At 61.4% G+C, this 14,595-nt stretch carries 16 protein-coding genes; 12 read left to right on the top strand and 4 right to left on the bottom strand.

The window, feature by feature from the left end; genetic code table 11:
- The first annotated feature begins 16 nt into the window (after positions 1 to 16).
- The 3 genes from AC07T0_RS12985 to AC07T0_RS12975 all read left to right on the top strand — a co-directional run bounded on the left by AC07T0_RS12985 (position 17) and on the right by AC07T0_RS12975 (position 1,809).
- Positions 17 to 574, top strand: coding sequence for a Smr/MutS family protein (locus AC07T0_RS12985; protein WP_495001549.1), 558 nt, complete (start codon positions 17 to 19; stop codon positions 572 to 574).
- Positions 575 to 652: 78 nt separating this feature from the next.
- Entirely contained in the window at positions 653 to 1,198 is a 546-nt protein-coding gene (folE, locus tag AC07T0_RS12980; protein WP_100940621.1) for a GTP cyclohydrolase I FolE, read from the top strand.
- A gap of 239 nt (positions 1,199 to 1,437) precedes the next feature.
- Positions 1,438 to 1,809, top strand: coding sequence for a glutathione S-transferase N-terminal domain-containing protein (locus AC07T0_RS12975; protein ID WP_495001548.1), 372 nt, complete (start codon positions 1,438 to 1,440; stop codon positions 1,807 to 1,809).
- Positions 1,810 to 1,821: 12 nt separating this feature from the next.
- On the opposite strand, the gene AC07T0_RS12970 is transcribed toward AC07T0_RS12975, so the two are convergent.
- The 3 genes from AC07T0_RS12970 to AC07T0_RS12960 form a co-directional block, all read right to left on the bottom strand.
- Positions 1,822 to 2,217 carry a lysozyme inhibitor LprI family protein gene (locus AC07T0_RS12970; RefSeq protein WP_495001547.1) on the bottom strand — a complete coding sequence of 132 codons (396 nt, stop codon included), beginning with the start codon at positions 2,215 to 2,217 and terminating at the stop codon, positions 1,822 to 1,824.
- Positions 2,218 to 2,394: 177 nt separating this feature from the next.
- Positions 2,395 to 2,997 carry a glutathione S-transferase family protein gene (locus AC07T0_RS12965; RefSeq protein WP_495001546.1) on the bottom strand — a complete coding sequence of 201 codons (603 nt, stop codon included), beginning with the start codon at positions 2,995 to 2,997 and terminating at the stop codon, positions 2,395 to 2,397.
- 10 nt (positions 2,998 to 3,007) lie between these two features.
- Positions 3,008 to 4,174 carry an aminotransferase-like domain-containing protein gene (locus AC07T0_RS12960; protein WP_495001545.1) on the bottom strand — a complete coding sequence of 389 codons (1,167 nt, stop codon included), beginning with the start codon at positions 4,172 to 4,174 and terminating at the stop codon, positions 3,008 to 3,010.
- Positions 4,175 to 4,257: 83 nt separating this feature from the next.
- Here AC07T0_RS12960 and AC07T0_RS12955 point away from each other — a divergent pair, with 83 nt between their 5' ends.
- The 3 genes from AC07T0_RS12955 (at position 4,258) to AC07T0_RS12945 (ending at position 7,055) form a co-directional block, all read left to right on the top strand.
- Positions 4,258 to 4,698: a MarR family winged helix-turn-helix transcriptional regulator gene (locus tag AC07T0_RS12955; protein ID WP_495001544.1), complete on the top strand. Its 441-nt coding sequence runs from the start codon at positions 4,258 to 4,260 to the stop codon at positions 4,696 to 4,698.
- 316 nt (positions 4,699 to 5,014) lie between these two features.
- On the top strand, positions 5,015 to 6,364 hold the full coding sequence (locus tag AC07T0_RS12950; protein WP_495001543.1) for an NCS2 family permease: 1,350 nt from the start codon (positions 5,015 to 5,017) through the stop codon (positions 6,362 to 6,364).
- A 64-nt stretch (positions 6,365 to 6,428) separates the two neighbouring features.
- Positions 6,429 to 7,055: a LysE family translocator gene (locus tag AC07T0_RS12945; RefSeq protein WP_495001542.1), complete on the top strand. Its 627-nt coding sequence runs from the start codon at positions 6,429 to 6,431 to the stop codon at positions 7,053 to 7,055.
- A gap of 230 nt (positions 7,056 to 7,285) precedes the next feature.
- Here AC07T0_RS12945 and uraH read toward each other — a convergent pair whose 3' ends face one another.
- Entirely contained in the window at positions 7,286 to 7,639 is a 354-nt protein-coding gene (uraH, locus tag AC07T0_RS12940) for a hydroxyisourate hydrolase (protein WP_495001541.1), read from the bottom strand.
- A 432-nt stretch (positions 7,640 to 8,071) separates the two neighbouring features.
- On the opposite strand from uraH, the gene puuE reads away from it, so the two are divergent.
- The 6 genes from puuE (at position 8,072) to AC07T0_RS12910 (ending at position 14,349) form a co-directional block, all read left to right on the top strand.
- Positions 8,072 to 8,998: an allantoinase PuuE gene (gene puuE / locus AC07T0_RS12935; protein ID WP_495001540.1), complete on the top strand. Its 927-nt coding sequence runs from the start codon at positions 8,072 to 8,074 to the stop codon at positions 8,996 to 8,998.
- A complete protein-coding gene (gene uraD, locus AC07T0_RS12930) occupies positions 8,995 to 9,510 on the top strand; it encodes a 2-oxo-4-hydroxy-4-carboxy-5-ureidoimidazoline decarboxylase (protein ID WP_495001539.1) in 516 nt (171 codons plus the stop codon). Before puuE ends, uraD begins: the two co-directional genes overlap by 4 nt.
- Before the next feature lie 60 nt (positions 9,511 to 9,570).
- The gene (alc, locus tag AC07T0_RS12925) at positions 9,571 to 10,566 is read left to right on the top strand and encodes an allantoicase (protein ID WP_495001538.1); all 996 of its coding nucleotides are present in this window, start codon (positions 9,571 to 9,573) and stop codon (positions 10,564 to 10,566) included.
- Between the two features lie 196 nt (positions 10,567 to 10,762).
- On the top strand, positions 10,763 to 11,266 hold the full coding sequence (locus AC07T0_RS12920) for an ureidoglycolate lyase (RefSeq protein WP_177105590.1): 504 nt from the start codon (positions 10,763 to 10,765) through the stop codon (positions 11,264 to 11,266).
- Between the two features lie 51 nt (positions 11,267 to 11,317).
- Positions 11,318 to 12,670 (top strand): urate hydroxylase PuuD, encoded by a 1,353-nt coding sequence (locus AC07T0_RS12915; protein WP_495001537.1) that lies wholly within the window; start codon positions 11,318 to 11,320, stop codon positions 12,668 to 12,670.
- Between the two features lie 323 nt (positions 12,671 to 12,993).
- Positions 12,994 to 14,349: a nucleobase:cation symporter-2 family protein gene (locus AC07T0_RS12910; protein WP_495001536.1), complete on the top strand. Its 1,356-nt coding sequence runs from the start codon at positions 12,994 to 12,996 to the stop codon at positions 14,347 to 14,349.
- Positions 14,350 to 14,595 lie beyond the last annotated feature (246 nt).

Below are 14,595 nucleotides of genomic sequence, written 5' to 3'. Positions count from 1 at the left end.
CCCTGCGGAGGCTGACATGCAAGACGACGACTTTTCCCTGTTCAAAAGCGAGATCCGTGGCGTCAAGCCGATCAAGCATGATCGTGCCGACACCGGCAAGCCCAAGTCCGATCGCGCGCAGCTGGCCAAGTTGCGCCAGGCGGCCACGGTGCGGGTGCAGGACACCGCGGTGGATGGGCTGTCCGACCAGTTCGTTATCGACGTCGGCCCCGAAGACGAGTTGCACTGGGCCCGCGACGGGGTTCAGGAAAGCCAGATGCGCAAGCTCAAGATCGGCCAGATTCCGTTCGAAGGCAGCCTCGACCTGCACGGCATGAGCGTGGAGAAAGCCCGGGAAACCCTCTGGGCCTTTCTCGCCGAGGCGACCAAATTCGAAATCCGCTGTGTGCGTGTCACCCACGGCAAGGCGGTACGCCTGGACGGCAAGCGCCCGATGATCAAGAGCCACGTCAACACCTGGCTGCGCCAGCACGCCCAGGTCCTGGGTTTCACCTCCTGCCAGCCGAAACATGGCGGTGCGGGGGCGGTGTATGTGATGCTCAAGCGGACCATGATGGAAGGCCGCGACGAGTAACCGGACTGTCATCGAATTTGCAGGCGGCTGCCAGCCGCCGTATCCTTGCCCTTTGCGTAAACTCCCACAGGTAGCTTCATGTCCCTGGAACAGAATTACACCGAGATCCTCGGCCAACTCGGCGAGGACGTCTCCCGCGAGGGTCTGCTCGACACACCCAAGCGCGCCGCCAAAGCCATGCAGTACCTTTGCCGCGGTTACGAACAGAGCCTGGAAGAAGTCACCAATGGTGCCTTGTTCAGCTCCGACAACAGCGAAATGGTGCTGGTCAAGGACATCGAGCTCTACTCGCTGTGCGAACACCACCTGCTGCCGTTCATCGGCAAGGCCCACGTGGCCTACATTCCGAGTGGCAAGGTGCTGGGCCTGTCCAAGGTCGCGCGCATCGTCGACATGTATGCCCGGCGCCTGCAGATCCAGGAAAACCTCAGCCGCCAGATCGCCGACGCGGTCCAGCAGGTGACCGGTGCTCTGGGTGTGGCGGTGGTGATCGAAGCCAAGCACATGTGCATGATGATGCGCGGTGTGGAGAAACAGAATTCGTCGATGATCACCTCGGTGATGCTCGGTGAGTTCCGCGAAAACGCCGCGACCCGCAGCGAGTTCCTGGCACTGATCAAGTAAGCCGCTGATGCAGTACCTGTGAGAGGGTTGCTTGTGTGGGAGCGGTGCTTGTCGGATCGCCGCACCGCCGCGAAGCTTTTAGCGGCCTCAAGGGCCTCTTCGCGCGCAAGCTGCGCTCCCACACAAGCTGCATTCCTACACAAGCAACCCTCTCAAACAAATTTCGCCCCCACCCAAACAGCGTGCCCACCACTATCAGGTAAGCTGCACCCCTTCTCCACCGCCCACGAGGCTATCCCGTGTTCGTCAAAGCACTTCGAGTCGGCCTGGGCCAACTCATCATCTTCATCGATTTCCTCACCCGCCCAAGCAAGCAAAAACGCCCCGCGCCTGATCAGGCCAAGGTCGAGGCCGCGGCCCGGGAACTGACCCTCTATCAGTTCCACGCCTGCCCGTTCTGCGTGAAGACCCGCCGCACCCTGCGCCGCCTCAACGTGCCGGTGGCCCTACGTGACGCGAAGAACAACGAACAGGATCGCCAGACCCTGCTCGAGCAAGGCGGCAAGATCAAGGTGCCGTGCCTGCGTATCGAAGAAAACGGCCAGACCACCTGGATGTACGAATCCAAGGTGATCATCGACTATCTGCAGAAGCGTTTTTCCGCGGCCTGAACCCGGGCACCTTTAGTTGCGGCAGCCGTTGGTTTCATCACGACACTCGGTATAAGCCTTCAACTGCGCCGCACGCTGCCGGGTCAACTCGGCCTTGCACTGCAAATCAAGCATCGGCCAGATCGAACCACCGTCCGCCGGTTTGCCATTCCGATACAGGCAATCGGCGTCACGGAAAGCCAGCCACTTGCGCTGCGCATCCTTGAGCGCTGCTTTGTTGGCCGGGTTCTTCAGGTAGTCCATCTGCGTCTTGTAGTACCGGTTGAGGTCGTTGTCGGCCCTCTTCAATTCCTTGCCCGCACATTCATTCATCGACGCCTGGTTGGCATCGCAGTTATCGGCCGCCTGTGCGCCCGTGGCCAGGCCGAGAACACCCAGCGCAAAAAAAGCCAACATGGGATAACTCATGCGGTCTTCCTTGTTCGGTGAATAAACAGATGACCTACCTCCTGTAGGAGCCGGCTTGCCGGCGATAGCGAGCTGACAGTCGACATCTCTGTCGCCTGACAAACCACTATCGCCAGCAAGCCGGCTCCTACAGGGAGGGTTTGCGTCATCCAGAAGCTCGCGTCATACGCCAGATCGTCAATCCAGCATGCCGACATGCTTCGGATGGCTGGCCACCCGCTGCAACCAGGCCTGGATGCCCGGGTAGGCGCTCAGGTCGAAGCCGCCCTGATCGGCGACATGGGTATAGGCATACAACGCGATATCGGCGATCGAATAGTGCTCGCCCACCAGGTAAGGGGTTTGCTGAAGCTGCTTCTCCATCACCTTCAACGCCTTGTGCCCACGCTTCTGCAGCTTGAGGTATTCCTCACGACGCTCCTCCGGCAAGCCCAGATAGAACTCGATAAACCGCGCTACCGCGATATAGGGTTCGTGGCTGTACTGCTCGAAGAACTGCCATTGCAGCACCTGGGTGCGCAAACGCGGCTCGCTGGGCAAGAATTCGCTGCCGTCGGCCAGGAAGTTGAGAATCGCGTTGGACTCCCACAGGCAGGTGCCGTCTTCCAGCTCCAGCACCGGCACCTTGCCGTTGGGGTTTTTCGCCAGGAATTCCGGCGTCTCGGTGTCACCCTTGAGGATGTCCACCGGGTGCCAGCGATATTCCTGCCCCAGCAGGTGCAGCATCAGCTTGATCTTGTAGCAATTGCCCGACTGGTAATCGCCATAAACCTTGTACATGGCCCTCCCCTTAAGCCGCCTGTGCGACCTGTGCATGACGGATGACCGCGGCCAGGCGCTTGAGACCTTCGTCCAGGCGCTCCGCTGCGATGTGACTGAAATTAAGACGAAGATTACCCGGATTACGCTCCGGTTCGGCAAAAAAAGGCTCGCCGGGCATGAATGCGACATCCCGGCTCAATGCCTCGGCGAGCAAGGTACGGGTGTCCAGCGGCTGCTTGAGGGTCAACCAGAAGAACAATCCACCCTGCGGCACCTGCCAATCGGCCAGGTCGCCGAAGTGGCGCTCCAGTGCCTGTTGAAAAGCATCCCGTCGAACTCGGTAAAAGTCACGGAGTTGCACCAGGTGCTGGCGATATTTTTCCGTGCCGATCCACTGCAGCGCCTGCCACTGGCCGATGCGATTGGTGTGCAGGTCCGCCGACTGCTTGAGCTTGAGCAGATGGGGAAACAGGTCCGGGCTGGCGATCAGGTAGCCGACCCGCAATCCGGGAGCCAGGGTCTTGGAGACGGTGCCGGTGTAGATCCAACTGCTGTTGTTCAAACGACTGACAATCGGCCGGGCGCTGCCGCCGTCATAGGTCAACTCGCGATAGGGCTCATCCTCGATCAGGGTCACGCCGAACTCGTCGAGCAAGGCGGCGACAGCCTCACGCTTGGCTTCGCTGTAGCGCACGGCCGAGGGGTTCTGGAACGTCGGAATCAGGTAGACGAAGGCCGGCTGGTGGTTTTCCAGGCGCACGCGCAGTTGGAGCAGATCGGGGCCGTCCTGTTCCTGGGGGATCGTCAGGCACTCGGCGCCGAACAGCTGGAAGATCTGCAAGGCGGCGAGGTAGGTCGGCCCTTCGAGGAGGATCTCGGTGCCCTTGTCGATATGCAGCTTGGCCACCAGATCCAGGGTCTGCTGAGACCCGCTGACCACCAGTACCTGGCTGGCCTGGCAGTCGATCCCCAGCGCCCGCGCCTCGGCGGCCAGCACCTCGCGCAGCGCCGGCTCGCCCTCACTCATACCGTACTGGCCATAGCCGACCGGCAGCCCCTCCCACTCCAGCGTCGGCAACATGGCTTCGGACGGCAGGCCGCCGGCAAAGGACATCACTTCCGGACGCTGGGCGGCCGCGAGGATTTCGCGAATCAGGGAGCTTTTCAGACGGGTCACGCGTTCGGAGAAGGCCATGGATGGTCACCGGTAGCTAAGTGGACGAAAAGTACGTCAAACTGCTTGACCGAAATTACGCCGCCGCGAGCCAATACGTCAATATGCTTGACCTTAAAAATTCGAATGCCCAGCAAGATGCCATGCAGGCCTTCTTCTTCGGTTACCAGGCCTTCACCGCCAAGGCCGACGAAATGCTCGAGCGTCGTGGCTTGAGCCGGGTGCACCAGCGCATCGTGTTTTTTATCGCCCGTTATCCGGATGTGAGCGTCAAGGAGCTGCTGGCCTTGCTCGGCGTCAGCAAGCAGGCGCTGAACATGCCGTTACGCCAACTGACTGAAATGGACCTGGTGCGCAGCGTTGCGTCCGAGGCTGACAAGCGCAAGCGCCTGCTGCGCCTGACAGCGGAAGGTGAGCAGCTGGAGGCGTCGCTGCGCCGTGAGCAGGTCAAGTTGTTGCAGAAGGCCTTTGCCCAGGCCGGTGAGGCCGCCGTGGACGGCTGGTTGGCGGTGAACCTGGCGCTGGGAGAAAACCGCCCGTCCTGATACCACACTCCTTGTAGGAGCCAGCTTGCTGGCGATTGCGATCTGACAGTCGACATCTTTGTCGATGGGTAAACCGCTATCGCCAGCAAGCTGGCTCCTACAGGGTTCGCGACAACTCTCCTCTCAATCGCCCCCTTCCGACGTATCGCACACAAATTAAAAAACATTATTTGCTTTATTTGTATACAAAAGCATAATTCGTTTCGTGCGAGTTCCTGACTTTACAGTCAACAAACCCGTGCTGCCTCAAAGAGCCGCTGCCCGCCCCTGCGTCCGGCTCTGGAAATAACAATAAAACTCTTGAGGAGTACTCGCTGTGGAAAGCCGCAAATCCGAAGCCCCCTTGCTGGACCTGTCGCCACCCTCGAGTTCCGGCCTGCTGGAACGCCTGTTCAAGCTCAGGTTGCATCGCACCACGGTGAAAACCGAACTGATCGCCGGTGTGACCACCTTCATCACCATGGCCTACATCATCTTCGTCAACCCGAACATCATGGCCGACGCCGGTATCGATCATGGCGCGGCCTTTGTTGCCACCTGCATCGCCGCCGCCCTCGGCTGCCTGCTGATGGGCCTCTACGCCAACTGGCCGGTGGGCCTGGCACCGGGCATGGGCCTGAACGCGTTCTTCACCTACACCGTGGTCGGCACCATGGGCTACCACTGGGAAACCGCTCTTGGCGCGGTGTTTATCTCCGGTGTGCTGTTCATGGCGCTGACCCTGTCGCGGATCCGCGAATGGCTGCTCAACAGCATCCCCGTCAGCCTGCGCCATGCGATGGGGGCCGGGGTCGGGCTGTTTCTCGGGGTCATCGGCCTGAAAACCGCCGGAATCGTTGTCGCCAGCCCCGCCACCTTGATCAAGCTCGGAGCCCTGCATGAACCCGGCCCGCTGTTGGCTGCCGTCTGCTTCCTGATGATCGCGATCCTCAGCTACCACCGGGTCTTCGGTGCCATCCTCATCAGTATCATCAGCGTGACCCTGGCCGGTTGGGGCCTGGGGCTGGTGGAATACCACGGGATTTTTTCCACCCCACCGAGCCTGGCCCCGACCTGGATGGCCATGGACCTGAAGGGCGTGTTCAACGTCAGCATGATCAGCGTGGTGCTGGCCTTCCTCTTTGTGCACATGTTCGACACCGCCGGCACCCTGATGGGCGTCGCCCAGCGCGCCGGGCTGGTGAACGCCGACGGCCGTATCGAGAACCTGTCCCGGGCCATGAAAGCGGACAGCGTCTCCAGCGTATTCGGTGCGGTGGTCGGTGTACCGCCGGTCACCAGCTACGTGGAAAGTGCCGCGGGTGTTGCAGCAGGTGGTCGGACTGGTCTGACCGCTGTTACTGTAGGCATACTGTTTGTCGCGGCCATGTTCTTCGCCCCGTTGGCTGGCATGATCCCTGCGTACGCGACCGCGGGCGCGCTGATCTACGTGGCGATGCTGATGATGAGTGGCATGGCGCATATCGAGTGGGATGATGCGACGGACAGCATTCCGGCGATTGTCACCGCGATCATGATGCCGCTGACGTTCTCGGTCGCCGATGGGATCGCCCTGGGTTTTATCACCTATGTGGCACTGAAGGCGGGAACCGGCAAGTTCAAGGATATTTCCGTCAGCCTCTGGGTGCTGTGCGCCATTTTTATCGCCAAGTTCATCTTTCTGTAAGAGAACCCGAGCGGTAGTAACCAGCCCCATCTCGATGGGGCTTTTGTACGAAGGGAGAAACCCGATGAGTCTGGAAACCTGGTTGTTGTTCAGCACTGCCGCCCTGGTGGTGATCCTGATCCCCGGGCCGCTGTCGCTGCTGATGATCAGCAACAGCCTGAATTATGGATTGCGTCGCTCGTACCCGGCCTTTCTCGGCGGGGTCAGCGCCTCGATCTGCTTGTTGAGCGCCTCGGCTCTGGGTCTGGGTGCGTTGCTGCTGGCCTCGGAGCAGTTGTTCAGCGTGCTGAAGATTATCGGCGCGCTGTACCTGTTCCATCTCGCCTGGCAGAGCTGGCAACAATCGCGGCAACCGGCGCGGGCGGCGAATGTGCCCGAAACCGCACCGGTCCCGCGCTTTCGTGCCCTGTTTGGGCGCGCCTTCGTACTCGGTGCCAGCAACCCGAAGGACATCCTGTTCTTCGCCGCCTTCCTGCCGCAGTTTCTCAAGGCCGACCAAGCGTTTCTCGGCCAGTTGCTGGTGATGATCGCTACCTGGACCGTGTTGGATCTGCTGTGCAAGCTCGCTTATGGCCTCGGCGCCCATGGCGCGGCGGGGTATTTGCGCAGTGGCAAGGGGCAGAGCTGGTTCAACCGGATCAGCGCCGGGTTGTTCGGTGGGGCGGGGGCGGTGTCGTTGTTGAGCCGTTAGATGTGTAGCGTCAGTACTGGCCTCTTCGCGGGCAAGCTCCGCTCCCACAATGTCCGAGTCAACCTCGGCATTGTGTACAGACACAAAACGGTGGGAGCGGAGCTTGCCCGCGAAGAGGCCAGTACATTCACCACCACAACCACCTGCAAACCCAACCGCCAGACATAAAAAAGCCCGCAGTGAACGCGGGCAAATAACCAAGGAAACTTTTGCGCAGAGGCTTGGGGAATCTAGCTGCCTCGGTAGGTCGAATAGCTGTAGGGCGAAATCAGCAACGGTACGTGGTAGTGCTCCTGCTCGGCGCTGATCCCGAAACGCAGCACCACCACGTCAAGGAACGCCGGCTCCGGCAGCGTTACGCCACGAGCCCGATAGTAATCACCGGCATGGAACTGCAACTGATAGACCCCGGAGCGGTAGTCGGCCCCTTGCAGCAACGGCGCATCGCAGCGCCCGTCGCTGTTGGTCAGGACACTGGCGACCAGCTCCAGCTGTGCGCCTTCGAGCCGATACAGCTCGATCTTGATCGAACTGCCGGGGCAGCCGTGTGCGGCATCCAAAACATGTGTAGTCAAACGTCCCATTGATTCTGCGGGCCGGCCCGCCCTTCAGGCAGATCAGGCCTCGCGCCTCCCGGAGTCAGTGAATAAAGGAGAAACCGCACCCTGGCGAAGCACGAACCGGCGCGACTCGGAAATTATTAAGACACTTTTACAAAATATTGTACACAATAAATTCGAGCTTTTTTCCGACGCCCCCGACCCACGCCCGCCAGCCACCAATACCGCGCAATCACCTGCCGACAAAAGACCGCCGAAGTATTAACTGACCGAACAGGCAGGTTTCTTGCAAGGTTTCCCGAGGTGAAGCGTGCGGTCATTCAGCGGAAAGAAATGCAAAAAAACTGGCTTACAAAATCAATATAAAGTTGTATACAATCATTCCATCGCCGTGACGCCACCCGGTTTTGACGGGGCACCACGCAACCGTCACCACGAACAAGAAGGAACACTGCAGTGAGCGCCGACTACCCACGCGACCTGATTGGTTACGGCAGCAACCCGCCTCACCCCCACTGGCCGGGCAACGCCCGCATCGCCTTGTCCTTTGTGCTCAACTACGAAGAAGGCGGCGAACGCAACATCCTCCATGGCGACCCGGAATCCGAGTCCTTCCTCTCGGAAATGGTTGCGGCGCAACCCCTGCAGGGCGCACGCAACATGAGCATCGAGTCGCTCTACGAGTATGGCAGCCGTGCTGGCGTGTGGCGGATTCTCAAACTGTTCAAGCGCTTCGATATTCCCCTGACCGTGTTCGCCGTGGCCATGGCCGCCCAGCGCCACCCGGACGTAATCCGTGCCATGGTCGAGGCCGGCCACGAGATCTGCAGCCACGGCTACCGCTGGATCGACTACCAGTACATGGACGAAGCCGAGGAGCGCGAGCACCTGCTCGAAGCCATCCGCATCCTCAGCGAAATCAGCGGCGAACGGCCACTGGGCTGGTACACCGGGCGCACCGGGCCGAACACCCGCAAGCTGGTGATGGAGGAAGGCGGCTTCCTGTATGACTCGGACACCTACGACGACGACCTGCCCTACTGGGAGCCCAACAACCCCACCGGCAAGCCGCACCTGGTAATTCCCTATACCCTCGACACCAACGACATGCGCTTCACCCAGGTGCAGGGCTTCAACACGGGCGACGATTTCTACCAGTACCTCAAGGACGCCTTCGACGTGCTCTACGCCGAAGGCGCCGATGCGCCGAAAATGCTTTCCATCGGCTTGCACTGCCGCCTGATCGGCCGTCCGGCACGCCTGGCCGCCCTCCAGCGTTTTATCGAATACGTCAAGGGCCACGACCGGGTCTGGTTCAGTCGCCGGGTCGATATCGCCCGCCACTGGCACGCCACCCACCCGTTCCAGGAAGCCGTGAAATGACTGCCTTCCAGACCCTCAAGCCATCGACCCTGAACCGCGCGGCCTTTATCCAGGCCTTCGCCGATATCTACGAACATTCGCCCTGGGTCGCGGAGAAGACTTTCGACCTGGGCCAGGACACCGGCCTCGACGAGGTCGAGACCCTGCACCAGCGCATGAGCGACATCCTGTTGAGCGCCGATCACGCCAGCCAGCTGGCCCTGATCAACGCTCACCCGGACCTGGCAGGCAAAGCCGCCGTCCAGGGCCAGTTGACCGAAGCCAGCACGAACGAACAGGCCGGCGCCGGTATTCACCAATGCTCGAGCGAGGAGTTCCAGCGCTTCACCGAGCTGAACGACGCCTATAAAGCCAAGTTCAAGTTTCCCTTCATCATGGCGGTAAAAGGCAGCAACCGGCATCAGATACTGGCCGCGTTCGAAGAGCGCATCCACAACCCGGTGGACACCGAGTTCCAGTGTGCGCTGGCCGAGATCAACAAGATCGCCCTGTTCCGCCTACTGACCCTTTAGCGAGCCGCGCCTGAACCCGGCAAGCCTCCCCAACCACTCATTAAAAGGCAGACAAAAAGTATGAAAGCCTACGCCGCACCTTTCGAGAAGTTCGTCAATCTGGCCGACGCCCGCCTGGGCACCAAGATCCTCTCGGTCACCGATGACTGGTTCGCCGACGCCAACCGCCTGTTCCAGCCGACTCCGGCCGTATGGAAGGAAGGCGTGTTCGACGACAATGGCAAGTGGATGGACGGCTGGGAGTCGCGCCGCAAGCGTTTCGAAGGCTACGACAGCGCGGTGATCCGCCTCGGCGTGGCTGGCTCGATCAAGGGCGTGGACATCGATACCTCGTTCTTCACCGGCAACTATCCACCATCGGCCTCGCTGGAAGCCTGTTTCCTGAGCCAGGGCGAGCCGGACGAAAACACCCAGTGGATCGAAGTGCTGTCCGCCGTCGAGCTGCAAGGCAACAGCCATCACTACCACGAGATCAGCAACGACCAGGCCTTCAGTCACCTGCGTTTCAACATCTATCCAGACGGTGGCGTGGCACGCCTGCGGGTCTACGGCATTCCGTTCCGTGACTGGTCGGCGGTGGGCGACAACGAACAGGTCGACCTGGCTTCCGCGCTTAACGGTGGTCGTGCCCTGGCCTGCTCCGACGAGCACTTCGGGCGCATGAGCAACATCCTCAACCCGGGCCGTGGCGTCAATATGGGCGACGGTTGGGAAACCGCGCGCCGGCGTACCCCGGGCAATGACTGGGTGATCGTGGCCCTGGGTCATCCGGGCGAGATCGAGCAGATCATCGTCGACACCCTGCACTTCAAGGGCAACTACCCGGACAGTTGCTCGATCCAGGGCGCCTTCGTCAAGGGCGGCACCGACAGCCAGATCGAGACCCAGAGTCTGTTCTGGCGTGAACTGCTGCCCAGCCAGAAGCTGGAAATGCACCAGGAACATAGCTTCGCCGAACAGATCAAGGCGCTGGGGCCCATCACCCATATCCGCCTGAACGTATTCCCGGACGGCGGTGTCAGCCGGCTGCGGGTGTTGGGCAAGGTTGCAAAATAAAGGTAATGCACACCCTGCGGGAACAGATTTTGTGTGGAACTGAAACTGTGGCAGCGGAGCTTGCCTGCGAAGCTCTTGGCGATCTTGAGGGCCTCTTCGCGGGCAAGCTCCGCTCCCACCCAAGCACCGCTCGCACAAATCCGCGTCCACGGGATAGCGGCGTAGCCATTCATGAATTAGAGAATAGAAGAACCGCATGCGCACACTGACAATTGAACCGCTGAGCAAAGAAGCCTTCGCCCCTTTCGGTGACGTGATCGAAACCGACGGCAGCGACCACTTCATGATCAACAACGGTTCGACCCAGCGCTTCCATCGCCTGGCGACGGTGCAAACCGCCACGCCGGACGACCAGGCGATCATCAGCATCTTCCGCGCCGACGCGCTGGAGATGCCCTTGACCGTGCGCATGCTCGAGCGCCATCCGCTGGGCAGCCAGGCTTTTATCCCGCTGCTCGGCAACCCCTTTCTGATCGTGGTCGCGCCCCTTGGCGATGCACCGGTATCAGGCTTGGTCCGCGCCTTTGTCAGCAATGGCAGGCAGGGCATCAATTACCATCGCGGCGTCTGGCACCACCCGGTGCTGACGATCGAAAAGCGGGATGACTTCCTGGTGGTTGATCGCAGTGGTTCCGGCAACAACTGCGATGAGCATTTCTTCAAAGAGGATGAGTACCTGATCCTCGCCCCCCACCAATAAGAGAAGGTCTGATCACTCCCGAAAAAGAGTGACAGGCGAGAGGTAAAGACTGTGCAAGCACATCTGATGGAATGGCTGAACCTGAGCGTGCGCTGGATTCACATGATCACGGGCGTGGCCTGGATCGGTGCATCGTTCTACTTCGTCTGGCTGGAGAACAACCTCAACCGGGTCAACCCCAAGGACGGCCTGGCCGGCGACCTGTGGGCGATCCACGGCGGCGGTATCTACCACCTGGAAAAATACAAACTGGCCCCACCGACCATGCCGGATAACCTGCACTGGTTCAAATGGGAAGCCTATTTCACCTGGCTGTCGGGGATCGCACTGCTCTGCGTGGTGTTCTACTCCAACCCGCTGCTCTACCTCGTTGCCCCCGGCAGCGGCCTGAGCGGCCCCGAGGGCGTGGCCATCGGCATCGGCGCGCTGATCGCCGGCTGGTTCGTCTACGACTTTCTCTGTGACTCGGCCCTGGGCAAGCGCCCGGTCCTGCTCGGTTTCATTTTGTTCGTGCTGCTGATTGCCGCTGCCTACGGTTTCAGCAAGGTATTCAGCGGTCGCGGTGCGTACCTGCATGTCGGTGCGATCATCGGCACTATCATGGTCGGCAACGTGTTCCGCATCATCATGCCGGCCCAGCGCGCGCTGGTGGCGGCGATCGCCGAGAACCGCACGCCGGACCCGGCCCTGCCGGCCAAGGGCCTGCTGCGTTCGCGGCACAACAACTACTTCACCCTGCCGGTGCTGTTCATCATGATCAGCAACCACTTCCCGAGCACTTACGGCAGCCCGTACAACTGGCTGATCCTGGCCGGGATCGCGGTGCTGGCGGTATTGGTGCGGCACTACTTCAACACCCGCCACAACAGCCACAAGTTTGCCTGGACCTTGCCGGTCGCGGCTTTGGGGATGATCTGCCTGGCCTATGTCACCGGCCCGGCCCCGACCCCGAGCGCACCGCAGTTGGCCAAGGCCCCGGCGAAGATCGAATACCAGCCGCTGCCGGAAACCGCACTGGGCGGTAAGCCAGCCGAGGTGGCGCCAGCGGCGTCCGTAGCACCGGCGACGCCCGCTGTTGCCCCCGTAACGGCCGCTCCAGCGCCAGCTCCAAGCGCAACAGCGCCGACAGCCAATGTCGCCGACGTCAGCTTCGACAAGGTTCACAGCGTGATCCAGGAACGCTGCGCGGTGTGCCATTCGGCCCAGCCCAGCAGCCCGCTGTTCAGTTCGGCGCCGGCCGGGGTGATCTTCGATACCGCGCAACAGATCCAGCAACTGGCCCCGCGCATACAGGCCCAGGCCGTCACCACCCAGATCATGCCATTGGGCAACATTACCCAGATGACCCAGCAGGAACGTGACCTGATCGCGGCCTGGATCAACCAGGGGGCACGCACCAACTAAACATCGATGGCGAGTGGGCTTGCCCACGCTGGGGCGCGAAGCGCGCCCCACGTTATTCCAGTCAGAACGCAATGACCGTCACGGTGGGAGCGGTGCTTGTCGGATCGCCGCACCGCCGCGAACCTTTTAGCGGCCTCAAGGGCCTCTTCGCGAGCAAGCTCTGCTCCCACAGGGACCGTGTTCGGCCTTAACTGAACGGTATTAGGGCTTGCCCACTCGCCGCAAGAGGTCCGTTCGCCACATCGCTGCAACCGTTTCAAAAAACGCTGTCCGCAACCACACAGCGCTAAAACCACAAGAATAAAAAAGATCCGAGGTGTTGCATGTCCGAGTCATCCGAACCGCGCATCCCCGCCGCACCCGCTATCCAGCGTCTGCCCCTGTTGCAGTTGATCCTGGTGGGTCTGCAACACGTTCTGCTGATGTATGGCGGCGCCGTCGCCGTACCGCTGATCATCGGACAGGCCGCCGGCCTGGGTCGTGAGGAAATCGCCTTTCTGATCAACGCCGACCTGTTGGTGGCCGGTATCGCCACCGTGGTGCAATCCCTTGGCATCGGCCCCATGGGCATCCGCATGCCGGTAATGATGGGGGCCAGCTTCGCCGCCGTCGGCAGCATGGTGGCCATGGCCGGCATGCCCGGCATCGGCATGACCGGGATCTTCGGCGCCACCATCGCCGCCGGGTTCTTCGGCCTGCTGATCGCCCCGTTCATGTCCAGGATCGTGCGTTTCTTTCCGCCCCTGGTCACCGGCACCGTGATTACCGCCATCGGCCTCTCGCTGTTTCCGGTGGCGGTGAACTGGGCCGGCGGCGGCAGTGCCGCGCCACAATTCGGCGCGCCGATCTACCTCACGGTGGCCGCGTTGGTACTGGCCACCATTCTGCTGATCAACCGCTTCATGCGCGGTTTCTGGGTGAATATCTCGGTGCTGATCGGCATGCTCCTGGGTTATGTCCTGTCGGGTGTCATCGGCATGGTCGACCTCGGCGGCCTGGCCCAGGCGCCCTGGCTGAAAGTCGTCACGCCACTGCATTTCGGCCTGCCGCAGTTTCACCTGGCGCCGATCCTGTCCATGTGCCTGGTGGTGGTGATCATCTTCGTCGAGTCCACCGGGATGTTCCTCGCCCTGGGCAAGATCACCGGCCAGGACGTCACCCCTCGCATGCTCCGGCGCGGCTTGCTGTGCGACGCCGGCGCTTCGTTCCTCGCCGGTTTCTTCAACACCTTCACCCACTCCTCCTTCGCCCAGAACATCGGCCTGGTACAGATGACCGGCGTGCGCTGCCGCTCGGTGACCATCGTCGCCGGGATCTTCCTGATCATCCTCAGCCTGCTGCCCAAGGCCGCGTTCCTGGTGGCGTCGATTCCACCGGCGGTACTGGGCGGCGCGGCCATTGCCATGTTCGGCATGGTCGCGGCCACCGGGATCAAGATCCTCCAGGAGGCCGATATCTCCGACCGGCGCAACCAGTTGCTGGTGGCGGTGAGCATCGGCATGGGCCTGATCCCCGTGGTGCGGCCGGAGTTCTTCGCCCACCTGCCACTGTGGATGGGTCCGATCACCCACAGCGGTATCGCCATGGCGACCTTGAGCGCCGTGTCCCTGAACCTGCTGTTCAACGTGCTGGGGGGCGCCGAACGGGCGGCACTCAGCGGGCATGTGCAGCCGCACTGATGCCCTTGCCGACGGATCCGAGGGCTCTGGCACGGGGTGCTTGAGCCCTTGGGCGCGAGTCAGTATGCTGCGCGCCCGCTCGAATCCGCTAGAACAAGCCATCGCCACCGACACCTGACCCAAGCGCCAGCCTATCCCGGCGCGAGACAACCTCAAGGCCTATCGAAGCCCTCCTGATCGACTGTCTCGCGGACAGCCGGACGAGGCGTCTTTGACCTTTTTTTGCCTTGATCCAGCCCTTGCCAG

The organism is Pseudomonas sp. GW821-FHT04D07 (genome assembly GCF_059420225.1).
This window is presented reverse-complemented; position numbering and strand designations above follow the sequence as displayed.